The sequence below is a fragment of the Streptomyces sp. bgisy130 genome, from assembly GCF_057708345.1.
On the sequence record NZ_JBYISA010000002.1, the window covers coordinates 392,417 to 414,565 of the forward strand.

Consider the following 22,149-nt stretch of genomic DNA (forward strand, 5'->3'; position numbering starts at 1 on the left):
ATAACATTTGCCGGAAGGCAACTATCGACGCGCGCGGCTCGGCCCGGCCGCCCCGTCGGGCGACCAGTCCGACGGTCACCACGGGTCGGCCGGACCGAAAGGACAAAGAGTTGGGTTCCGCTGAGGCTGCCGCACGCGAGCGTGTCACGAGCGTGCTGCGCGAAGAGGCCGATGAGATCTCGGACCGTTGGGTGCAGTTGCAGCTGGCGCAGCCGTCGCTTGACGGGGAGGTGAGCGAGGCCGAGCTCGGTGAGGAGGCCGACGCCCTGGTCGGCGCCCTGCTGTCGGGCCTGGATCTCGGGATCCCGGTCGAGCGCGTGGTCACCTCGCACGAGGAGATGCACCGGACGGTGTCCGAGATCTCCATGCGCCGTGCCCGCAGGGGTGTCTCGCCCACCGCGACCTCCCTGGCGGTGCTGTCGCTCAAGGAGGCTCTGCTGGAGGCCGTCCAGCGGCGGACCCGCGAGGGGGACGACCTCTTCCCCAGCGCGGTGCTGATCAACCGCCTGCTGGACAGCGCCGGTGCGCTCTCGTTCGAGACCTTCGTCGAAGGCCGCGAGGAGATCATCCGCCGGCAGAGCCAGCAGCTGCTGGAGGTGTCCACGCCGGTCGTCAGGCTGTGGCGCCAGGTCCTGGCCGTCCCGCTGATCGGCACCCTCGACACCGCACGCACCCAGGTGGTGATGGAGAACCTTCTCCAGGCCATTCAGGAGCACGAGGCGCTGGTCGCCATCATCGACATCACGGGTGTGCCCACCGTCGACACCGCCGTCGCCCAGCACCTGATGCACACCGTCAACGCGGTGCGCCTGATGGGCGCGGACTGCGTCATCAGCGGCATCCGGCCGCCCATCGCCCAGACCATCGCGCAGCTCGGGATCGACTTGTCGACGATCCTGACCCGCGCCACCCTCGCCGACGCCCTCGGAGAGGCCGTGAAGCTCACCGAGGCCGCCGTATCGGACCATGCGCCGCTGGACAAGCGATGAGCACGCCGGCCTCGGGCGGAGTCCCGATCCTGCGTCTGGGGGATGTGCTGGTCACCGGCCTCCTCAACGAACTCGACGACAAGACCGCGGTGGCGTTCACCGAGGAGCTCACCGCCCGTATCAGCAGCGATGGAGCCCGTGGTGTTCTCATCGACATCTCCCGGCTGGAGATCGTCGATTCCTTCGTGGCCCGTACGTTGATGGAGCTGACCACCATGGCGCGGCTGCTGGGCGCCCGGGTGATCGTCGCCGGCATGCGGCCGCCGGTCGCCATCACCCTCGTCGAGCTGGGACTCCAGCTCACCGGGGTGGAGACGGCACTCAACGCCGAGCAAGCGATGGCTGCGATGGGCTGGCGTCAGAGCCCGCAACCGTCCGGAGGGGGCCTGGGTGAGTTCCGCCCGGAACACTGACCGCGTGGTGGCTCTCGCCCCCACGATGCCCGATGCCGCCGGCCGTGCCGCGCACACGGAGCGGACGGTCCACCACGTGCGCACCGAAGAAGACCTGCTGACCGTCCGCCACGCCGTACGGGCGGCCACCCTGCGCGCCGGATTCACCATCGTCGACCAGACCCGGGTGGTCACCGCCGCCAGCGAGCTGGCCCGTAACGCCTACATCCACGGCGGAGGGGGCTCCGTGACCATCGATCAGCTGACGCTGGGGGGAACCGCGGGGCTGCGTCTGACGGTCAAGGACGAGGGTCCCGGCATCGTGGACACCGACGCGGCGCTGGCCGACGGCTTCACCACCGGCGCGGGACTCGGTCACGGCCTGGGGGGCGCCCGGCGCCTGATGAACGACTTCGAACTGCACACCGTGCCCGGACAGGGCACGACCGTGATCGCCACGCGATGGGCGGGGCGGTGACTTCCCCCGAGAACTCGCCGACGGCACATATCGCCGTGGACCACTACAGCGCCGTCCATCTTGCCGCCGAGACCGCCCGTGCGGTGGCCGGGCGCTGCCATCTGCCGGGCGCCCTGCCCGACCAGGCCGCCGTCATCGCCTCCGAACTCGCCAGCAACCTGGCCAAACACGCCAGCAGCGGCTCGCTGTTCATCCAGCCCCTGCTGCTGGGCGGCGGGATGGAGATCCTCGCCGCGGACCGTGGCCCCGGCATCGGCGCACTCCAGCAGTGCCTCGCCGACGGCTACACCACCAGCAACACCCTCGGGGCCGGGCTGGGCGCCGTGAAGCGGATAGCAACCGCCCTCACCATCCGTACGCAGCCCGGCGCCGGCACCCTCGTCTGCGCCCGCCTCACCGAGCCCGACGCCACCCGCCCGGCCGACCAGGAGGTGGGAGCCATCTGCCTGCCTGCGGACCGCGAGCAACTCAGCGGCGATGCCTGCGCCGTCGTCGACCAGGGCACCGTCCGCACTGCGATCGTGGTCGACGGCCTCGGGCACGGCCCGCAAGCGGCCGAGGCCGCGCAGACGGCCATACGTGCCTTCCACCGGGCGCCGGACCTTCCGCTGCCCGAACTCCTCACCGCCCTGCACCGGGCGCTGCGCCGCACCCGGGGCGCGGCGGTGGGGCTGCTGCGCCTGCACCCCGGCCGGGCGGAGTACGGCGGCATCGGCAACGTACGGGTCCTGACGCTGACTCCGCTCGACGTGGGCCACCGCCTGACCGGCCAGCCCGGTATAGCCGGACTGAACATGGCGACGCCGCAGGTGCGGGCCTTTCCCGTACCGCCCGGTGCCACCGCGGTGCTGCACTCCGACGGCATCGACCAGCGATGGGCCCGGTCACCCTCGGCCTTCGTGCACCGGCTGCCGCCGCTCCTGCTCGCCGCGTCCCTCGCCCACAGCCACCGCCTCAGCCGCGACGATGCGACCGTGATCGCCGCCCGACCCAGCCAGAGACTCCCGTGAGCCCCCATACCTTCCACACCCTGCCGAGTCTGCGCCGCGCCGTCCGGGGAATCTGCCAGGCGCACCGGCTTCCGTCCCACAACGGAGCGCGGTTGCTGCTCTCCGTCGCCCGGATGGCCACGGCCGCCCTCGACGCCGGCGGCCCTGTCCGCCTGGAGGCCGTTGAGCGCACCGCGGCCGGCGGACAAACTCTGCTGGCCGTCACGCTGCACGCCGGACCGGCAGCGGCGGCACCGAGCCCGGCCGACCTGCCGCTGCCCGGGCAGACCACGCCCGAGGGCACCGTTGCCTGGCACCTCCCGCTCACCGAAGGGGAGGGCCCGCCGCCCTCCGCCGTGCTGCCCGCGCCCCGGGGAGCCGCGTCGGCCCGTATCCGCGAGGTGGCGGCCGCCGAGGCGTACGAGGCGGAGATCGCGGCGCTCGAAAGCGATCTCGCCGTCGCGCTCTCCCGCGTCGACACCCTCAGCACCGAACTGCACCGGCTGAAGGACGAACTCGCCGAGACCAACAGCGGTGTGCTCGCCCTCTACGTCCAACTGGAGGAACGGGACGAGCAGTTGCGCCGGGCGCACGGCCAGATCCTGCGCGAGCTGGAGGACGCGCTACGGCCCCCGCCGATCACCGTCGGCGGGATGGAGCTCGCCGTTCACTACGCGCCGGCCGACACGGACGCACCCACCGGCGGTGACTTCTACGACTGGCTGCTGCTCCCCGACGGCACGGTGCACATCACGGTCGTGGACGCGCTGGGCCACGGTGTGCGCAGTACCCGCAGTGCGCTCAACGTCACGCACGCCGTGCGCACCCTGGCCCTCGAAGGGCATCCGCTGGAATCCATCGTGGCCCGTACCCATGACATCCTCGCGCCGTTCGACCCCGACATCATGGCCACCGTCCTGCTTGCCCGGATCCACCCCGAGACCGGCGCACTGCGTCTGGCCAACGGCAGCCACCCGCCGGCCCTGGTCGTCCGTGCCGACGGGAGCGCCGGCTACCTGGAGGTCCGGGGCCGGGGCATCGGGTTCCCGCTTCCCGGGAGCGAGTCCGTGCTGGAGGACACCCTGCACGAGGGCGACCTCCTCATGCTCTACACCGACGGCCTGACCGAGAGCCGGCGGGACCCCATCGAAGGCGAGGCGCGCCTCGTCAAGACCGCCCAGGCCCATGCCGGACGCCCGGTGCGGGAGATCCCCGGTGCCGTCGCGGAGGACATGCACACCGTCATCCTGCATCCGGACGACACACTCGCCCTGGCCGTCCGCCGGACGCAAAACCCGCAGGCCAGGCGCCCGTTGGCAGGTCAGCCGTGAGTACCGCACTCCGCGGCGGGCCGAAGACGCCCTTTTCCCGGTCGGCTGTCGGGGTAGACGCGTCTCGGACAGCCGCCGCGAACGGGACCCTACGAGCGGGGGGAGAACGCCATGCAACGCCGGCTAGCGATTGAGGACCATCCGATACAGCCGAGGCAGCGTGTCTGCCGTCCGGGCTCCGCGGCGGACGCCCGCGATTTCGCCCGGAGCTTCGCCGCCCGGCTCTGCCCCGAACCACCCGCGCTGACCACCGAGAACCTGCTGCTCCTGGTGTCTGAGCTGGTCGCCAACGCGCTACGGCACGCCGGCGCCGTCACGGCCCTGCACCTGCACGCGGACCGCGAGCGGATCGAGGTGTGCGTCGAGGACCCCAGCCCCACACATCCGCAGCAGCGCGACCCCGACCTCTCCGGCAACCACGGCGGCTTCGGCTGGCCCATGGTGCACGCGCTGGCCCTCGACGTCGCGATCCTCCCGGGCTCCGGCGGCGGCAAGACGGTACGGGCGGCGCTGGCGCGCTGAAGAGCTAGCCTTCGCCGTCGGCTCCGAGGGGGGCTGCCGGTTCGGCGTCGAGGGCCGTCGCCACGGACGGGTAGAGCGGCAGTACGGTGTCGAGCCCGGTGAGGGTGAAGAGCCGCTCCAGAACGGCGGAGGGAGCCGCGAGGCGCAGCGCCGGACCCAGTGAGCTGTGCGCCTGGAGCAGGACATTGACGGTGGTGGAGTCGGCGAAGGTGGCCGCTGACAGGTCGACGACGACCCGGGCGACGCCGTCCTCGGCCGCCTTCCGCAGGATCTCTTCCAGCGGCGCGACGCTGTCGAGATCGAGGGGTCCCGTGACGGCGACGACAAGAGCGTCACGCTCCTGCCGCACGGCCGTCTCTCCCGCTATCGGTCCGCCTCCGCTGGGCTGGGGCACGGTGAACCTCGCTGTAGGGGCTGACGGTTGGCGCATGCAGCGGCCCGGGCGTTTCACACGGCCAGGGAACCAGCTCGGACCAGGATAGAAGCGATAGTTGCCGTTTGACAACATTCGCCATAAGGCAACAATCTGTTCTCGTCACAGAACAAGGCGGCTGCGCCTGGCGTGGCTTGGGACGAAAGCGGCCTGAGATCCGCTGCACGCTGTCAGAACATGAGCGTGGCCGCCGACGATGCGTGGGCGGTCACCCTCATATGTGAGGGGAGGAGGCCGCCGCGTGACACGCACCGAGCCCCGCCGCCCCACCACGCCCGCCGCGCACCGGAAGGGAACGCGGCCGTGACGACGAGGCCCCCTCCCGGCGGGAGGACTCCTTACGCACCCCTAGGCGCCGCCACCGGTTCAACGGCTCAAGGGGAAGCCACCCTTCCGCGCTCGCGGCGGCCCGGCCGGCCCCGGTAACGGGACACACCCGATCACTCTGTTCCGTCCTGCGGCGCGGTCCCGTCAGCCCCGCCTTCCCTTGCCCTCGTCCACGGACGAAGAATGTTTGAGAGACCGTGACTCAGCGTCGTGAGGTAGAACGAGCGGTGCGGGCGTCGGCCCCGCACGCTCTGGTGGACACGCTTCGTGACGTGCTCGCCGAACGCTACGGAGCGCTCTCCGTGGAGTTGCTGCTCGCGGACCACGGGGCCACGGTGCTCACTCCCTTCGGCGCGGTGGGAGCGGCGGCCGCACCGGTCCCGGTCGCCAACAGCGCCCAGGGCAGAGCGTTCGGTGGCCGCCAGCCCCACCAGCAGACCCGGCTCGGAGACATCGTCGAGCACCATCTCCCGGTGACCGTCCGCGGGGAGCGCACCGGCCTGCTCACGGTACGGCTGCCCGCCGATCGGTCCGTTCCGGACGCCGTCCGCGACCTGGTCCACGCGGCCGGTCTGCTCGGCCACGAACTCCTGGTGGCCGAGCGGGACACCGACGTCTACCAGCGGGCACGACGCATCGGCCGGTTCACCCTGGCCGCCGAGATGCAGTGGCACCTCCTCCCGGCCCGGGCCTGTTCCGCCGACGAATACGCCCTCGGCGCCCAGCTCGAACCCGCCCACGACACCCACGGCGACAACTACGACTGGGCCTCGGACGCCGACGAGCTGACCCTCACCGTCACCGACGGCATGGGCACCGGCGTCAATGCCTCGATGCTCACCCACCTCGCCGTCAACGCGCTGCGCAACGCCCGCCGGGCCGGTATCAGCATCGAGGACCAGGCGGCACTGGCCGACCAGGCCCTCTACGCCCAATACCGGGGAGCCGCCTACGTCAGCACCCTGCTGCTGCGCTTCGACTTCGCGACGGGCCGGGTCCAGGCCGTGGACGCCGGCTCGCCCCAGCTGTGGCGGATGCGGGGCAGAGCGATCGAGCGCATAGACCTCGATCCGCAGATGCCGCTCGGCATGTTCGAGGAGACGCACTACAAGGCGCAGGAATTCGAGGTGCTGTCCAGGGACCGGCTGGTCGTCGTCAGCGACGGGGTGTACGCGGCGCGGTCGCCGCAGGGGGAGGCGTACGCAGAGCGTGCCCTGGCCCGGGCCATCCACGCCGGCCGACTGCTCCCGGCCGCCGCCGTGCCCCGCGCCGTCCTGCGTGACCTGGCCGGCTTCCGTGCCGCGGAACCGCTGGACGACGCGCTGGTGCTCTGCGTCGACTGGTCCGGCAGGCCCGGAGACCGGCCGCCCGGGCCGGCGTGCCCCGGGGGCGGCCCCCGTTAGAAGCCGGGGATCCGGGTACGCGGGGCAAGGCACCGCTGCAAGGGCGCAGTTGGTGCCGCCACCGGAGCCTTGAACGCGTCGGTAACCCGACGTGCCGGCTCCGTGCCGTCCCCGAAACGGAAAGGCGGAGCGCCGGACCGCACCCGCAGGCCGACCGCATGGCGGTCGCCGCGTTCGTCTGCGGCCTGCTGGGCATCCTGGTGTTCAACATCTTCTTCGGCCCGTGCGCCCTGTTCTTCGGTGCCGTGGCACTCCACCGCGGGACCATCTGGCGCCTGCGCGCCTGCCTGGGCCTGCTGTTCGGCACCGTGGACCTCGTGCTGCCGGCGGTGCTGTCCGCCCACAACGGGACCATCAGCTGGCACCTCTGAGAGCCGGGCGCAGCGCGCCGCCTCCCGGCCGGGCAGCCCGTCACGTCATGCCGCGCACCGTGTCACGCAGCCGCCGGGCCTCGTCCATCCGCTTCTCATAGGTGGCCCCGAGCAGCAGCAGGAGCAGGCCGGCCGCGGCCACCGGCACCCAGCGGGGCAGGAGGCCGAAGACCTGGACCACGGTCGGGGCGAGCTCGTGCAGCCCCACCAGCACGAGTACGCCGCCGCCGACGACCAGCGGTGCCTGGAGACGCGTGCGGACCCCGACAACGGTGACGAGCAGGGCCGCCGCACCCAGCAGGAGTGGACGCACCCAGTTCTCATCGCTCCACACGGCCACGAGGCCGGGAAGCATGGTCGCACTCAGCCCCGCCCCGTACGCGGGCCAGGAGCCGGTGCCCGGCGTGCCCCTACGGCGACGGTGGCCGATGAGCAGCGCGGCCGCCGTGATCGGGAGCGTGTACGCCTCAGGGGCGGCGACGCCCGCCAGGGCCAGGCGCACCCAGGAGGAGGCGATGAGCAGGGCGGTCCCGGCGAGTGCGGCGCGGCGGCGGTCCGGCCGCAGCGCGAGGGCCAGGCCCCCGACCCCGGTCACGGCGAGAGCGAGACTCAGCGCCTCGGGGTGAAGTGCCGTCAGGGCGAGGGCGATTGCCGCCAGGACGTACCCGGCGCCCTCGACGGCCGTGGAGACCTGACCGCGCCCCGGGACACGGTGCCAGGCCGCCGCGGCACCGGCCGCGGCGCCGGCGACCGCGAGTACCGCGAACGCGGTGACGTGCCCGGGCAGGCCGGCGGTGACCCCGGACGCGACCGCCTCGACCCCCAGGGCGAGGACGGCGAAGGCACCCGCGACCCGCGCCGTCGCGCGCACACCGGGCGGGGAGGCCGTGGCCGAGAGGACATGGGCGAGTACGGCGGCCGACGCGGCGAAGGTCCCCCACACGGCGAGCACCGCGGCCCGGTCGGCCGACGACCACAGCAGGGCGAGCGCGCCGGTCGTGGCCAGTACCAGGAGCCGCGGTAGGAGTGCGGTGTCCGGCCGGCGCACGACGTCCACGGCGACGGCGACGGACGCGATAACGGCGGCCGCCAGCACCCACTCGTACGGCAGCCCCAGCGCCACCGGCAGCAGAAGCAACGCGGGAACGGCGGTCAGCGCCCGGGCGTTACGCAGCGCGTTCGCCGGCCGGTCCGGGCGCCGGTCACCGTCATCGACGGCACGGGCCCGCACCCCGGCCATGACAGCCAGGACGGCGGCGGACAACCCGAGCACGACCAGCGGCGCGGTCGCGAGCCGCCAGCTCCACTGCGGCGGGTGCCCGCCGCCCCAGAGTGCCACGCCGTGGACGACGGGCCGGATGAGCGCGTACGTGAGTTCCGGCAGCACCACAACACCGGTCAGCAGCAAAGCAGTTGAGGCGGCGGCCAGCTCTCCCACCGCCGCCGCAGCCCGGGACGGCGGTGCGAACGGCCCGCCCGTCGCAGGTTTCGTCCACCGGCCGCTGCGCGCGCAGGACACCGCCGCCCATGCGGCGAGGAGCGCCGCCGGTGCCGCGTATCCGGCCGCGGCCCACCCCGGGGGCGTGACGTGCCGCAAGCCCGCGCCGACGGCCACGATCAAGGCCACGGCGGCCACGCCCTCGCCGCCGGCGCGCAGTGCGAACGGCAGCGTGCGGAAGCCGCGGCACAGCGCCGTGCCCAGCAGCACCAGCAGGCCCAGCGGCACCCAGGCCCGCACCACCTCGGCCGGCGACGGAGCGATCCCCGCGTACCCCGCCGCGAGCACCCCGCCCAGCACCGCCCATCCGCCGCCGACCGCCCGGGCCACCGTGACCAGGACGGTGGCCGCCCCGTCGCCACCCACCCGCTCGCGGAACCCGGCCTGCCCGGCGGCATCGCGTGCGGTGAGCGCGTACAGGACCGCGAAGTCCACCGCGGCCGTGGCGATCACCGCGGTCGCGTAGTCCTCGGCCGTTCCGCCCAAGGCGGCGGTGCCCAGGAGGCCGGGCAGTCGTGCCATCAGGAATCCCACCGGCAGCGGGAGCCGGAGCCGCTGCCACCAGCCGTAGAGCGCCGCACCCACCGCCGTCAGCGCGGTCAGCACCGCCCAGTAGCCCGCCGTCCCCACGCGCTCCAGACCGCCGAGTCCGGCCTCCCGGGCGGCATAGCCGTCCAGGAGCACCAGGGCGAGGCCCACCGCGGCGGACGCCTCGGCGGTGGCCGTGAGCTGCCGCCGCCGCAGCGGACCGGGCAGTGCGAGCGCGCACACGGTCAGCGCGAGCAGCACGGCGGCCCGCCCGCCGATACCCAGCCGGCCCCAGCTCACCACCGTGAACACCAACGCGGCCACCACCACCAGCACCCCGCCGACGATCAGCAGCGCGGTCCGGGCGGACGGCGCGGAGAGTTCCCGCTCCGAGGTGCCCGCCGCCGCGCCGCTCCCGCCCACGGGAGCGATTCCCGGTGCTCCCGCGGACGCGGCCACCGGCAGCTCCGTGGGTGCGTCCCGGCGTGCCCGGAGCGCGGCCAGCAACTCGGCGTGCCGCTGCGCCAGCCACTGCCGGCGTGCGTCCAGCGCGCTCAGCTCTCCGCTGACCTGCCACAACGCGAAGGCATCCGGCCCGGTCAGGGGCAGTCGGCAACGGGTGCACCGAGCGGGCGGTGGCGACCCCAGCGGTATTCCGCAGTCCGGGCACCCCGGCGATTGCATGTGCATGGCGTGAGTATGCGCAGCCCTGCCGACCACGAGCCTGAGTACCCGTACTCAGTACCGGCCTGGTGTCCGAGGCTGCCTGCCCGCCGCGCCCGGCCCGGAAACCGCCCGGGCTCAGGCGTTGCCGGTGTCGTCGGCCGGCCCGGCCAGCAGGTGCGGGCCGTTGTTGCGCACGTCGTTGACCGCGGTCGATACGGCGCGGGCGTCGAGGTGTCCGGCGGCGGGGGCGGTCAGCAGGGCGCGCAGCTCGCCGGGGTCGTCGTGGGCGGGGTCGAGCCAGGCGCTCCAGTCGGCGGGAGCGATGGCGAGCGGCATACGGGGGTGGACGCGGCCGGCGGCGTCGGTGGCTTCGGTGGTGATGATCGTGCAGGTGGCCCACCACGCCCCCGGGGCGCCGTCCTCGACGGCAGGGTCACGCCAGAACTCGTACAGGCCGGCCATTGCCATGACCTGGCTGTCTTCGGGGCTGATGAAGTACGGCTGCTTGTGGGCCTTGGCGGTCTCGGTGGCGGCGACGGTCTGCCACTCGTAGAAGCCGTCCGCCGGCAGCAGACAGCGTCGCTTGGCGAACGCCCGGCGGTAGGCCGGCTTCTCCGCGACGGTCTCCACCCTGGCGTTGATCATCTTCGCGCCCGTCTTCAGGCTCTTGGCCCAGGACGGGACCAGGCCCCAGCGCAGCGGCCGCAGCTGCCGCGTGATCTCCCCGGTCTCCCGCTCGACCCGTTCCAGCACCGACCACACATCGTCCGTCGGCGCCACATTCCAGCTCGGCTCCAGCGCCCGGTCAGGATCCCAGCGGGGGACATCGAAGACGCCCGCCAGATCTTGCGGGCTGCGGGTGGAGACGAATCGACCGCACATACCTCTACCTTGCCAGGCGCTCCGCCGGACAGCCCTCATTGGTCCGCTGAGCAGGGCCGCCCCGGCCCCGCCGGACCGCGGCAGGAGTGACCGGGTGGCGCATCCGGCGGGGCGTCCGAGGCCGTGGGAGGCCCGGACGCCGGGGTGCGGAGCGCGGCTCGCGCACCCCGGCGCGTCATACGGCGGACCTCAGCGAAGATATTCCTCGATCACATCCGCGCCGCGGGCGGCTCCGCCGCTGTCTTTGACCACCGTGCGCATCCGGTCGAGATTGCTGCGCACAGCGGGGTCGGAGGCGACTCGGGTGACCGCGCTGCGCAACGACTCGGCGGTGACCGTCGCGGGGTCCAGCTGCACTCCGAGCCCCAGTTCCTGCGCGCGCCCGGCATTGGCGGCCTGCTCGGGCATCTGCGGAATGGTGATCAGGCCCACCCCGTAATACAGCGCCTCCATGGTGGAGTTCATCCCGGCGTGCGAGACGAAAGCGTCGGCGTGCCGAAGCACCGCCGGCTGCGGGAAGTACGGCCGGACGTCGAAGGCGGGCGGAACGTCCCCCAGCGTGGCCCGGTCCAGATCGCCGATGGCCATGGCCACTTGGTAGGGCCCGTCGCGGAACGCTTCGATGCAGGTGCGGTAGAACTCGGGCCGGTCGTTGAAGACCGTACCCAGCGAGATGAACAGTACGGGGGACTCGGGATCGGCCGGCGACCAGGGCTCGGCGTGCTCCCGGCTGCCCAAGGAGGGGCCGATGAAGTGGAAACGCTCGTCGAAGGTGTCACCAGCGGGCTGGAATTCCCTGGGTATGGACACCAGGTTCAGATTTTCGGTGCCGCTCAGGATGCTCTCCGGGCCGACCGTGACACCGTGTTCGGCGGAGAAGTCCGCACAGTCGGTGAGCAGACCCTGTAGGGGATTTCCGTCGCCGACATCCGAAAAGAAATCGTCGAACAGCGAAAACGACTCGTTGGAGGCAAAGTTGGGAATGAACCGCACGGCGGGCAGCCCGAGCTTTTCCGCGACGACCTTGGCAGGCCAGTTCATGGCGTCGTAACAGATCGCGTCCGGCGACTCCGCGGCGCAGTAGTCGCGCAGCACGGGGTACTGCGCGCCCATCTCCGCGAACATGCCGCGCATCCAGACGAGGATCTCTTCGGGGCCGAACTGACGGGGCGGAACCAGGATTTCAGGCGACTGGAGCTTCAGCTCCACCCAGCGCGCGCCGGCGTCGGTGACCGCCTCGGAGTGCTCCGCAGTGGTCGCGTAGTCCACTCGGTGGCCCCGGCGTACGAGCTCCTCGACCAGCGGCAGCGTGGGATTGACATGTCCGTGCCCGAAAAGGGCCACAAATAACAGGTGCTTTGCCATGCCGCCGATCGTACCGAGCCGGGATTTCGGTTTACCGGGTTCCTGTGCTCTTTCGGTCAAAGGGTGCTGAGGCCGGCCTCCCCGCTGACGGATCAGCCGCCGACGGCCTTGGCCCAGTTCTTCCGGACGGTGCGCAGAGCCTTGGCCAGCTGGGCCTCATCCGGGAACTGGGGCGTGCCTTCGACCGTCGGCAGCCGTGCGGCCAGGGCCTTGTTGAGGGTGCCGTTCTTCGCCATGGCGGCCAGCAGCACCGGGCGGGCGTAGTCCACGAGACGCAGGTTCTGGCCTTCCGGGCTGAACAGGTACTCCTCCCACAGGCGCGCCGCGGCCGGGTGAGGGGCGTCCTTGTTGATCGCCTGCGCGTAGTACTGCGAGAAGCTGCCGTCGAAGGGAATGGAGACCTTCCAGTCCACGCCCGTACCGCGGAGTTCGTCGATCAGCGCCAGATTGAGGTAGTCCCATTCGATGCTGATCGGTGTCCTGCCCTTGGCGATAGAGGCCGGGTCGGGGTCGGTTCGGTTGTAGTTGCCGACTTTGTCGAGCCGGGCGAAGAAGTCGATACCCGGCTGGATGTTGTCGAACGACCCGCCGTTGGCGAGCGCCGCCGCGTACACGGCGGCGAAGGCCGAGCCCGCGTCCGTGGGTTGGCCGTACATCGAGACCAGGCCCTCGTACTCCGGCCGGAGCAGATTCGCGAAGGAATCCGGGCAGGTCTTGACGCGGGCGGCGTCGCAGCCGATGGAGACATAGCCGCCGTAGTTGTTGTACCAGCGGGCCTCGGCGTCCTTCTGTTCCGGTGGGATCTGGTCGAACTGGGCGACCCGGTAAGGGGCCAGCAGATTCTGCCGTGCCGCGGACTGGGCGAAGGTATCCCCGACGTCGAGCACGTCGGGGGCGCGCTCCTGGCCTCGGTAGCGCTTGACGGCCTCGATCTCCTGCTGGCTGTGGCCGGACGGGTTATCGATGACGACCTTGATGCCGTACTTCTTCTCGAAGCCGTCGATCAGCCGGCCGTAACCGGCCCACTGGCGCGGCAGCGCGATCGTGTTGAGCCTGCCCTCCCGCTTCGCCGCCTTGACCAGCGCCGCCTGCCCGCCCACGTCGGCAGCGGACTCGGCCCGGGAGGGCGCGACCGGCCGCTTGGTTCCCTCTTCCTGGCAGGCAACGAGACCGAGCGCCGCAAGACCGAGACAGCACAGGAGGGCGCCTGCGCGGACCCGATGAGGTGTAGCCACAACGCCTCCAGCAGGGCCGGGTGGGGGAGCGGTCCGCTACAGCAATGGTCCGGACCAGCGTACTCCGGCCCTTCGCAGCCCTCTGCCAGGACGACCACCCGGCCGGGTCACGGCGGCCGGCAGGCGCCACGCCCGTACGGGGCCCACGCCCGTCCCCGGGGCCACGCCCGTACGGGGCCCACACCCGTCCCCGGGGCGGGCGCCGCGACCACGGCCTCACCACTGCGCGCGCTGCTCCCAAAGGTTGAGGAGGTCCTCCGACGGCTCCTCCTCCGAGGGCAGGGCCTCGGGGCCGATCACCTGAGCGGACCAGATCGTCTTGCCCCTGGGGGAGTAGCGGGTGCCCCAGTGTTCGGCGAACTGCGCCACCAGGAAGAGGCCGCGGCCCTCCTCGTCGGTGTCCTTCGCCTGGCGGATGTGCGGGGAGGTGCTGCTGCCGTCGGAGACCTCACAGATCAGCGTGCGGGTGTGCAGAAGCCGCACATGGATGGGCTCGGCACCGTGCCGAATCGCGTTGGTGATGAGTTCGCTGAGGATGAGCTCGGTACCGAAGGCGATGGTCTCAAGCCCCCAGTCCACCAACTGGCGCACACACGCGTTGCGCACCGGCCCCACCGCCGCCGGGTCGCGGGGCACATCCCACTCGGCGACCTGTGCCGGGTCCAGCCGCCGGGTCCGGGCCACCAGCAGCGCGACGTCGTCGGTGGATCTGGTGGGCAGCAGCGACTCCATGACGGTGGCGCAGGTGTCCTCCGGCGTACGGTCCGGCCCGGCCAGAGCCGCACGCAGCGACTCCAGCCCCGCGTCCAAGTCGCGGCTGCGGTTCTCGACCAGCCCGTCCGTGTAGAGCACCAGCCGGGAGCCCTCCGGCAGCGACACTTCAGCCGTCTCGAAGGGCAGGCCGGTGCCCACCCCCAGTGGCGGGGAGACCGGCGAGTGCAGGAACTCCACGCTCCCGTCGGGGTGGGCCACGGCAGGTGGCAGATGGCCGGCGGTGGCCGCGCTGACCCGCCCGGAGACGGAGTCATAAATGACGTAGAGACAGGTGGCGCCGGTGATGGCCGGCACCTCCTCGCCGTTCTCATCCTGGACGTCGATATGGGTCACCAGCTCATCCACATGGCCCAGCAGTTCGTCGGGGGAGAGGTCCAGGGCCGAGAAATTGTGCACGGCGATCCGCAGCCGGCCCATGGTGGCCGCCGCATGCAGACCGTGTCCGACCACGTCACCGACGACCAGCGCCACCCGGGCGCCGGGCAGCGGGATGACGTCGAACCAGTCCCCGCCCACTCCCGCCCGGGCCGGAAGATAGCGGTGCGCCACCTCCAGGGCGTCCTGGTCCGGCAGGCCGCGGGGCATCAGGCTGCGCTGAAGCGTCATCGCCATCGTGCGCTCGCGGGTGAAGCGCCGGGCGTTGTCGATCCCCACCGCGGCCCGCCCCGCCAGCTCCTCGGCGAAGGACAGATCCTCGTCGTCGAACGGAGGGGAGCTCCCCGACCGCCAGAAGTACACCATTCCCAGCACCACCCCCCGGGCACGCAGCGGTACGACCGCCAGGGAGTGCACCCCGTGGTCCAGGATGCGCCGGGCGCGTTCCGGGTCCTGGGACCGCCAGGCGGAAGCGCCGGCCAGGTCCGGCTGCACCATCGAGCTGACCTGGTCCGCACTCGCCGCCGGGGTGCCCGGGACGGCCGTGATCAGCTCGCCGACGGGGTAGAGCGGATGGTCCGGCGCCAGACCGGCGAGCGCCGCCCGGCGCAGCGCGCTCCCCGCCACGCTCGGCTCCTCGCCCTTCAGCACCGGTTCCTCAAGCTCGACGTTGACGATGTCGGCGAAACGGGGGACCGCCACCTGCGCCAGCTCCTCCGCCGTGCGCACCACATTCAGCGTGGAACCGATCCGCACCCCGGCGTCATAGAGGAGCCTCAACCGCTCCCGCGCCACCTCGGCGCGCCCTGACAGCCACCTCAGTTCGGTGGTGTCGCGCAGGGTCACCACGCTCGCCTGGTGGGCTCCGTAGGGGGTGGTGGACCGCTTGTTGACGGCCAGCAGTCTGTCCTGGGCCAGGTGCACCTCGTCGGTGGCGATCCGGTCGGACGCCAGGAGTTCGGCGGTGCGGCGGTCCAGCCCCAGACCGTCGACCTGGCGTCCTTCCGCGTCCGCCGGCAGGTCCAGCAGCCGCCGCGCCTCGTCATTGGCCAGCAACAGCCGCCCGCCGCGGCCGACGATGAGGACACCCTCCCGCACCGCGTGCAGAACCGCATCGTGATGCTCGTACATCCGGGTCATCTCGGCCGGGCCCAGACCGTGGGTCTGCCGGCGCAGCCGACGGCTCACCAGCCCCGCGCCCCCTCCGGCGAGCGCCAGCGCCGCGACTGCGGTACCCAGAAAGAGGGGCAGCTGCTGGTTGACCGACTTCTGCACCTTTTCCACCGTCACCGGGGCGGCGACGATGGCGATGACCCTGCCCGAGGAGTCCTTGACGGGCGCCGCGGAAATGACGGAAAGGCCCAGGGCGCCCTCGAAGGTCCTGGTGAAGGGCTTGCCCCGGGCGGCCTCCGCATACGGCCCGATGACGTGCTTGCCGATCTGCCGCGGGTCGCTGTGGGTGAGGGTGATCCCGTCGAGCTTGTACACGATGAGGGCGTCGACACCGGAGGCCTTCCGGGCCTCCTCGGCCAGCGGCTGGAGCTTCGCGGTCGGATCAGGGCTGTTCAGAGCCTCCTGGAGCCCCCAGGAGTGCGCGAAGGACTCCGCGGCGGCGAGCGTCCGGTGCCGGGCGTCGGTCATGGTGTCCCGCCGGGTCTGCACGACGAAAGCCACCACCGCTGCCGCGACGAGCAGCACCACAAGCACCAGCTGAAGGAGAAAGACTTCCCGCGCAACGCTGCGCGTCGACCAGGAGGGCCGTACCCGCTGCTGATCTCCGTCCCCCGCAGCAGGCTCGTCCTGCCGGTCACCGCCACGGCTCCCGGCAGGCTCCCCACCCGAAAAAGCGGAACGCCCGGGCGCACGGCGCAGCCAGCGCCGGAAACGACCCGTAAATCCGCTCATGATTCACATTTATCCGTCTTCGCCTGCGCGGCGGCAAGGCGTGCTACGGCAGGTGCCCGACGGGGCGGCGGGGGCGGGCCTGCGGGGAGCCTCGCAGGAAGTCGCCGTTACGTCCCGCTGCGGGGCCCGAGGACCGGTGGCGTCTGGTTGTCTCCGGTCGGCCCGGCGTCGCCGTTCTTCCATGCGGGGTTGTAGGCACAGGGCACGCCGGCACTGCCGGTGAAGTACTCCCGGTCCGGGTACCAGGTGAAGGACATCCGCTCGGCACCGTCGTCCCGCTTGGCGAACAGGTCCCAGTTGCCCTTCTCGCCCGCACGGTAGGACGTGATCTCCCACCCCTTGTCCTTCAGATGCTGGTGGAGCCGGCGCAGACCGGGTACCGCCTGGCTCGCGGGGACGTGGTTCAGCGCCCAGCGGTGGCTCATCTGGTAGGCACCGTCGACGGTCTTGTCCTCCAGCCCCGTGAAACCCCCGTCGTGGCAGAAAGAAGAGCTGAGCGTGTTCTCCGTGCTGACGCCGATGTCCTCGACGCCTGGTTTCACGGTGCGCTTGAACCCCACGACGTCATACGCCTCCTGAGAACGCTTAAAGGCACGACTCGCCATGCCCTCGGGCGCGACGCGGGGAAAGTCCGTCGACCCCCATGAGCCCGAGGCGAGCAGGACGACCAGAACGAGTACCACGATCGGGGCGCAACCGCATCCGATGGCCTTGAAGGCGTATGAGGGAGCCCCGGAATTGCTCGGGGCGGCGGTATGGGTGGGTCTGATCGGTGCGGTTTCCTCGGGCATATGGGGACGCTATGTGCAGCGGGGAGCGCGGTGGATGGGCGCGGCTACCGGCATGGAGTAAGTACGAGTACTCACTTGGCGGCCAGGTACTCACTTGGCGACCGGGTCCAGGGCTCAAGTGATGCGAACATCGCCGATCTGTTCCCGGCCCGCCCCAGCCGCCGTGGAGGCTCATTCCGCAGGACGGCGGCCCCAGGCAGAAATGGTGATCTGGGGGATGTCGATGAAAGCCGGGTCCTTCAGAAGGGTGGCGAACTCTGCCAGGTCGGCTTCCGTGATCAGACCGTCGGCGAGGAGACCGGGAGCGGCTTGGGTGATGAGCGGGAGCCAGCGGTCCTTGCCGAGCCCGCCCATGCAGCCGGGATTTCCGGCAAAGCCCACCTCGGTCAATGCGTTGCGCGCCAGGAGGGCCGGCAGGCCGCGGACCCAGGTCAAGTCGGCGCCGTGCTTGTGGTACATGCGCTGGTAGGCGTCCAGAATGCGCTGGATCACGGGGAAGGGGGACGTGCCGGCCGGCAGGTGAAAGGGCTCTTCGATGATGAGCCAGCCGCCGGGGGAGAGCCAGCGGGTGACACGCGCGACCATCTCCTCGCGTTCCGGGAGGTGGCAGAACACATAGCGGGCGTGGATGAGGTCGAAGCTGCCGGGCGCGTAGTCCTCGCGCGTGATGTCAGCTTCCTCGATCTCCAGATTCGAGGCCCGGCCCGCTTCGAGATGGCGGGCATCGAGATCAACGGCGACGACGCGTCCGTCCGGGCAGCGATCGGCGAGCCAATAGGCGATGGAGCCGGCACCTGCACCCAGCTCCAGACAATTCCAGGAGGCTTTGACGGGAAGGCCATCAAGGATGCCCGTGGTGAACGCGTCAACATTGCGTTGGATGGACTCCAAGCGGTCACTCTCACGATGGGCGTTATTGCTCAACATGCCGCTGTTGTAGGGGGTGGTGGCAGGTTGCTGGGTCACGGGTGCGCCTAACTGGTGTGCGTGCGGGGGGATATACGGATCGCGTGGGGGCCTGGAGTACGCGCTTCGGGCACTGTGCCAGCTGCCGGACCCGCGCTTCGCCAGATCCGCCACGAAGTCGAGGCAGGCCATGCTCGTGACCACAGGTCCCCGGCCGGACTCTCCACGCCCTTCAAACGCTCGGGGGCGACGTACGCGGCCGTGCCGACAACCGTCCCGGTCATAGTGATCTACTGCGCCCTGTCGACCTCACATTGTAAGGGCGTGGTCACAACCCCGGAAGCCGAAATGGCCTGAAGGGTGAACCCACCGGACCGCTGCCCACACGCACCCGCCGCCGGAGAACTCCTGGCGCGTGCACCTCACTTGCCACCTGCTCCCTGCCCCCTCCCGCAGGGAAGGGTCACACCGTCATAATCGAGCCATGGGGAAGAGCTACGAGCGAATAGACGGCAGGCTGCGGGCCTTCATCGAGGCTCAGCACATCTTTTTCACCGCGACGGCGCCGCTGGACGGCGACGGCACCATCAACCTTTCGCCCAAGGGCCTGAACGGCTCCTTCGCCGTGATCGACGAACTCACCGTGGCCTACCTCGATTTCGCCGGCAGCAACGCCGAGACGATCGCCCATCTGCGCGAGAACGGCCGCATCACCCTGATGTGGTGTGCCTTCGACGGTCCACCCAACATCGTGCGCGTGCACGGCCGCGGCGAGCCGTTCTTCCGCGACGATGCCCGCTGGGCCGAGCTGATGGGGCACTTCCCGGACATCGACCCGGCCGCCCACGGCCTGCGCGCGATCATCGTCGTGACGGCCGAGAGTATTCGCGACACCTGCGGGTACGCCGTCCCGTTCATGACCTATGACGAAGACCGCCCGCTGCACGCCTCGCGCTTCGCGCGCGAGACCGATGACTCCCTCGACGCGTACTTCCAGAAGAAGGACCACATCGCGACCAGCATCGACGGCCTGCCGGGCCTACCCCTGCCGCTGCCACCGCTTCCCCGGACCTCAACCCGTCGCCGGTAGAGGCACCCTGGCGCGACGAAGCCTGCGAACGGGCTGCCGCAAAGCTCGCACGTGTAGTCCGCGGAACTGCCATCAAGGCCACCCGTATTCGATGCGTATCCCTTCCTGTTCATTGAGAACGAATACCCGAGGGCTGTCGTATCTCCAGGTGGGAGCCAAGAGGAAGAGTTTCCCATTTGAGTACGTGTACGGTTTCAACCCCTGGTAACGGTATCGATAGTAGCCAGAGTCGTAGTGTGCAACTCGTACTCCTGCAGCATTCAGCCGCAGGTCTTTTTTGCTGAACACGGTAACGGAGGGTTGATCCTCCAATCCAGCAACAAAATCTTCAGCGGCACTCCTGCCTTGAATCGATGCCAGTACGCCCATCGTCCAGAACATCAGGACGACCACCACACCCGCTGCCGCCATGCTCGCCGATGCGGTCCAGGTGAATTGATGACTCCCCTTGCGGATTCGGGAAGGGGAGCATGTGCGTGCCCATAGCCTTCCTGTGTAACAGGAGATAATTGCCCCCGTGGTCAATGAGAGGGGCAGCGCCAGTTCCCACCACTGTGGCACGGGTCGAGTAAGCGCCCAGGCACTCAAGGGAAGTACCACGAGGGCAGTTGCCAGCGAGAGGCACAGACGCGGGCGCGGTGTCAGAAACCGTTCCGCTGTTGCTCTGGAGAGTTGCCAGACCAGTGTGGCCGTAGTCAATATGAGAAGGGGTGTGATCAAGGCTGGAACGCTTCCCAACATCTCACGCTGAACGGAAGCGCTCAAGTGACTCCGAAAGAAGCCCAGATACTCGGTCTCCGCCTGATTGCGAGTCAGCCCGAAGTAATACAAAAGCGCCGCGAGGAGCGTTACTTCTGCACCGATCACCGCAGCAAGCCGCCACAGGACAGCGCCTGTGCCGCGATCACTTGCTGCACCTGGGCTGGTTTCGGAGGTTGTCACCTCCTGTGCTGGGACATTGCTCACCCCTTGCAACTTCCTCCACCGGGGCCATCGTCTACGACGCGGAAGGTCACGTCTGGGTCTTTCCTGTGCATCTCGACCAATGTCAGCAAGAGGTGGAACCCCGAGCTCTCATCGCAGCTTGCCGTTTTATCTGGCAGCGCAACGGAGTCGGACACCTCTTCGGCCACATCCCAATCCGGCTGGCCGGCCGGATCGGATGCGGGGCAGACCGCACGAAGTCCGCGAACCAGTTCCTTGGTCACCGCCAGATCATCTCGCTCTGCCACCACTGAGCCACAGTCTTGTCGAGCCAGCGCTACGTACCAGGGCGAAGCATCGTCCGGGTCGTGGTGTCCAGAGCCGTATACACCTGCCCAACCAACCGCTTTTCGCTTCCGCTTGGGTGAAGGGGGAACCGGGTCCTCGGGACTACTCGGCGTGCGCGTCACTCCATCATCAGGGGTGTGCGGGGCAGGTGTTGCAGCTGGGACCGAGCTTCGCGATGAGGATGTGGGGCGGGTAGATTCCGTCGGACCGGGGGTCGAGGGTGACCTCGAAGGGTGTGCACTTGATACACCGTCCCCCTTTGACGAGGGTGACTTCGAAGGGTGCGCGCTTGATGCGCCTGCTCCCTTTGCCGATGATGGGTCCGGATCGTCCTGAACACACCCACCGAGTAGTGCCACCCCGGCGAGCATGCAGAGAATCGCGCCGCCCCCTGTTAACCCTCGCACCGCGCTGTCCTTCCCGTTGGGGAATCGCCACCTCCGCTCCGACAGTATGTAGCGTGACGCAACAGCTCTGCATGAAAAGCCGTATTTCTGAGCCAACTAAGACGTCCTACGTGGTGTGGCGGACGAGACGTTTGTGGCAGCACATGGCTGCGGCAAGTTCGAGAATGTGCCCCTGGTCCCGGCAAGCCGCTGAGTGTTTCCCAACTAGGCGGCCGCGTCTGGCTCTTCGGGCTCTCCTGGGCGTCTTTCCCCTGCTCACGCCCGTGTTAGCCGGACGTTAGCGGAGCGGCAGCCTTGCGCTAGTGGCCCCGGTCAGAGTGGGTGACGTACCGAGGAGACCACATCACCGACTGTCCGGGGGGACCCGAAATGAGCTCCAGCACCACCGTCCGCACCGCGCGTCGCCGTACCCTGCGCGTTGCCGCCGCGGCCCTGACCGCAGCCGCCGCCCTTGCTCTGACCGCCTGCTCCGGCGCGGACGCCGCCGACACGAAGCCCGCGGGCCAGTCGGACGCGAGCATGGCCGCCGCCGAGTCGAGCGGCGCGAGTTCCTCAGCCAAGGCGCAGGGCTCCAATGCCCCGGCGAGCCCCGGTGCCAAGGCCGACTCCAAGGCTGACGCGAAGGCCGACGCCAAGGTCGATGGCAAGGCGGGCGCTGCGGCCAAGCAGTCGGGTGGCGCGTACCGTACCCAGCGCCTGGCGGACGGCATCAGCAGGGCCGAGATCTCCAAGCTGGGTGACCAGCACTACCGCGCCAAGATCGTCGCCCGCGGCGAGGTCCTGGCCACGCTGGAAACGAAGGGGCACGACGCCGGGCTCGACGCCAACGACATGTTCGTCACGCTCACGCTGGACGGCCAGGTCCACTCCTGGATGGGCGGCGGGCACCTCGGACCGGGCACCTTCAAGCTGGCGGGCGGCTGGACGGCCAAGGTCGCGAAGGTCGGCGAGCTCCGGTACCGCGCACAGATCATCGGCCACGACGGCGTGGCCGCCACGCTGGACGCGAACCAGCACGACGTCGGGGTCAACGCCAACGGCGTGTACATCGTGCTCAGCGCCGCCGGCGTGATCAGCGCTCACGAGTAGACGCCTGCCCGGCTGCGTGGCGGAGCTTCCCCCCCCCGGCGGCTCCGCCGCGGCAGTGACGGAAGCGTTCCCCCAGTGGCGTTGAGGCCCCCCTGACGCCTCGTGAAGGTGGCCCGGCAACGGCCTCTCTC

The 22,149-nt window shown here is 70.4% G+C and carries 20 protein-coding genes; 10 read left to right on the forward strand and 10 right to left on the reverse strand.

Annotation, left to right across the window (positions count from 1 at the left end; genetic code table 11):
* The first annotated feature begins 110 nt into the window (after window positions 1-110).
* From AC3EUV_RS04485 to AC3EUV_RS04510, 6 genes are all read left to right on the forward strand, one after another.
* Complete coding sequence (locus AC3EUV_RS04485) at window positions 111-989, forward strand: STAS domain-containing protein (protein ID WP_432142127.1); 879 nt, start codon at window positions 111-113, stop codon at window positions 987-989.
* A complete protein-coding gene (locus AC3EUV_RS04490) occupies window positions 986-1,402 on the forward strand; it encodes an STAS domain-containing protein (protein WP_432142128.1) in 417 nt (138 codons plus the stop codon). Before AC3EUV_RS04485 ends, AC3EUV_RS04490 begins: the two co-directional genes overlap by 4 nt.
* 25 nt (window positions 1,403-1,427) lie before the next feature.
* Entirely contained in the window at window positions 1,428-1,859 is a 432-nt protein-coding gene (locus AC3EUV_RS04495; protein WP_432142281.1) for an ATP-binding protein, read from the forward strand.
* Entirely contained in the window at window positions 1,856-2,869 is a 1,014-nt protein-coding gene (locus AC3EUV_RS04500; RefSeq protein WP_435602199.1) for a SpoIIE family protein phosphatase, read from the forward strand. The genes AC3EUV_RS04495 and AC3EUV_RS04500 overlap by 4 nt, the downstream gene beginning before the upstream one ends.
* Entirely contained in the window at window positions 2,866-4,179 is a 1,314-nt protein-coding gene (locus tag AC3EUV_RS04505) for a PP2C family protein-serine/threonine phosphatase (protein ID WP_435602200.1), read from the forward strand. The genes AC3EUV_RS04500 and AC3EUV_RS04505 overlap by 4 nt, the downstream gene beginning before the upstream one ends.
* Before the next feature lie 111 nt (window positions 4,180-4,290).
* A complete protein-coding gene (locus tag AC3EUV_RS04510; RefSeq protein WP_432142131.1) occupies window positions 4,291-4,701 on the forward strand; it encodes an ATP-binding protein in 411 nt (136 codons plus the stop codon).
* Between the two features lie 4 nt (window positions 4,702-4,705).
* Here the strand turns inward: AC3EUV_RS04510 and AC3EUV_RS04515 are convergent, their stop codons facing one another.
* Window positions 4,706-5,050 carry an STAS domain-containing protein gene (locus tag AC3EUV_RS04515; RefSeq protein ID WP_432142132.1) on the reverse strand — a complete coding sequence of 115 codons (345 nt, stop codon included), beginning with the start codon at window positions 5,048-5,050 and terminating at the stop codon, window positions 4,706-4,708.
* 608 nt (window positions 5,051-5,658) lie between these two features.
* Between AC3EUV_RS04515 and AC3EUV_RS04520 the strand changes: the two genes are divergently transcribed.
* Together AC3EUV_RS04520 and AC3EUV_RS04525 are read left to right on the forward strand one after the other, a co-directional pair.
* Window positions 5,659-6,864: a PP2C family protein-serine/threonine phosphatase gene (locus tag AC3EUV_RS04520; protein WP_435602201.1), complete on the forward strand. Its 1,206-nt coding sequence runs from the start codon at window positions 5,659-5,661 to the stop codon at window positions 6,862-6,864.
* Between the two features lie 158 nt (window positions 6,865-7,022).
* Window positions 7,023-7,235: a DUF4190 domain-containing protein gene (locus AC3EUV_RS04525; RefSeq protein WP_435602202.1), complete on the forward strand. Its 213-nt coding sequence runs from the start codon at window positions 7,023-7,025 to the stop codon at window positions 7,233-7,235.
* 40 nt (window positions 7,236-7,275) lie between these two features.
* Here AC3EUV_RS04525 and AC3EUV_RS04530 read toward each other — a convergent pair whose 3' ends face one another.
* From AC3EUV_RS04530 to AC3EUV_RS04560, 7 genes are all read right to left on the reverse strand, one after another.
* A complete protein-coding gene (locus AC3EUV_RS04530; RefSeq protein WP_435602203.1) occupies window positions 7,276-9,951 on the reverse strand; it encodes an SCO7613 C-terminal domain-containing membrane protein in 2,676 nt (891 codons plus the stop codon).
* A gap of 111 nt (window positions 9,952-10,062) precedes the next feature.
* Window positions 10,063-10,809 (reverse strand): SOS response-associated peptidase, encoded by a 747-nt coding sequence (locus AC3EUV_RS04535; protein ID WP_432142136.1) that lies wholly within the window; start codon window positions 10,807-10,809, stop codon window positions 10,063-10,065.
* 189 nt (window positions 10,810-10,998) lie between these two features.
* Window positions 10,999-12,174 (reverse strand): macrolide family glycosyltransferase, encoded by a 1,176-nt coding sequence (locus AC3EUV_RS04540; protein WP_432142137.1) that lies wholly within the window; start codon window positions 12,172-12,174, stop codon window positions 10,999-11,001.
* Between the two features lie 92 nt (window positions 12,175-12,266).
* On the reverse strand, window positions 12,267-13,409 hold the full coding sequence (locus AC3EUV_RS04545) for an ABC transporter substrate-binding protein (RefSeq protein WP_435602204.1): 1,143 nt from the start codon (window positions 13,407-13,409) through the stop codon (window positions 12,267-12,269).
* 216 nt (window positions 13,410-13,625) lie between these two features.
* Window positions 13,626-16,463: a SpoIIE family protein phosphatase gene (locus AC3EUV_RS04550; RefSeq protein WP_435602205.1), complete on the reverse strand. Its 2,838-nt coding sequence runs from the start codon at window positions 16,461-16,463 to the stop codon at window positions 13,626-13,628.
* A 107-nt stretch (window positions 16,464-16,570) separates the two neighbouring features.
* On the reverse strand, window positions 16,571-17,254 hold the full coding sequence (locus AC3EUV_RS04555) for a hypothetical protein (protein ID WP_435602206.1): 684 nt from the start codon (window positions 17,252-17,254) through the stop codon (window positions 16,571-16,573).
* Window positions 17,255-17,425: 171 nt separating this feature from the next.
* A complete protein-coding gene (locus AC3EUV_RS04560; RefSeq protein WP_435602207.1) occupies window positions 17,426-18,220 on the reverse strand; it encodes a class I SAM-dependent methyltransferase in 795 nt (264 codons plus the stop codon).
* Window positions 18,221-18,644: 424 nt separating this feature from the next.
* On the opposite strand from AC3EUV_RS04560, the gene AC3EUV_RS04565 reads away from it, so the two are divergent.
* Entirely contained in the window at window positions 18,645-19,250 is a 606-nt protein-coding gene (locus tag AC3EUV_RS04565) for a pyridoxamine 5'-phosphate oxidase family protein (protein WP_435602208.1), read from the forward strand.
* A gap of 72 nt (window positions 19,251-19,322) precedes the next feature.
* On the opposite strand, the gene AC3EUV_RS04570 is transcribed toward AC3EUV_RS04565, so the two are convergent.
* Together AC3EUV_RS04570 and AC3EUV_RS04575 are read right to left on the reverse strand one after the other, a co-directional pair.
* Window positions 19,323-20,216 (reverse strand): hypothetical protein, encoded by an 894-nt coding sequence (locus tag AC3EUV_RS04570; protein ID WP_435602209.1) that lies wholly within the window; start codon window positions 20,214-20,216, stop codon window positions 19,323-19,325.
* Window positions 20,213-20,458: a hypothetical protein gene (locus AC3EUV_RS04575; RefSeq protein ID WP_432142144.1), complete on the reverse strand. Its 246-nt coding sequence runs from the start codon at window positions 20,456-20,458 to the stop codon at window positions 20,213-20,215. Before AC3EUV_RS04575 ends, AC3EUV_RS04570 begins: the two co-directional genes overlap by 4 nt.
* A gap of 840 nt (window positions 20,459-21,298) precedes the next feature.
* Here AC3EUV_RS04575 and AC3EUV_RS04580 point away from each other — a divergent pair.
* Window positions 21,299-22,018 carry a hypothetical protein gene (locus AC3EUV_RS04580; protein WP_432142145.1) on the forward strand — a complete coding sequence of 240 codons (720 nt, stop codon included), beginning with the start codon at window positions 21,299-21,301 and terminating at the stop codon, window positions 22,016-22,018.
* Window positions 22,019-22,149: the final 131 nt, after the last annotated feature.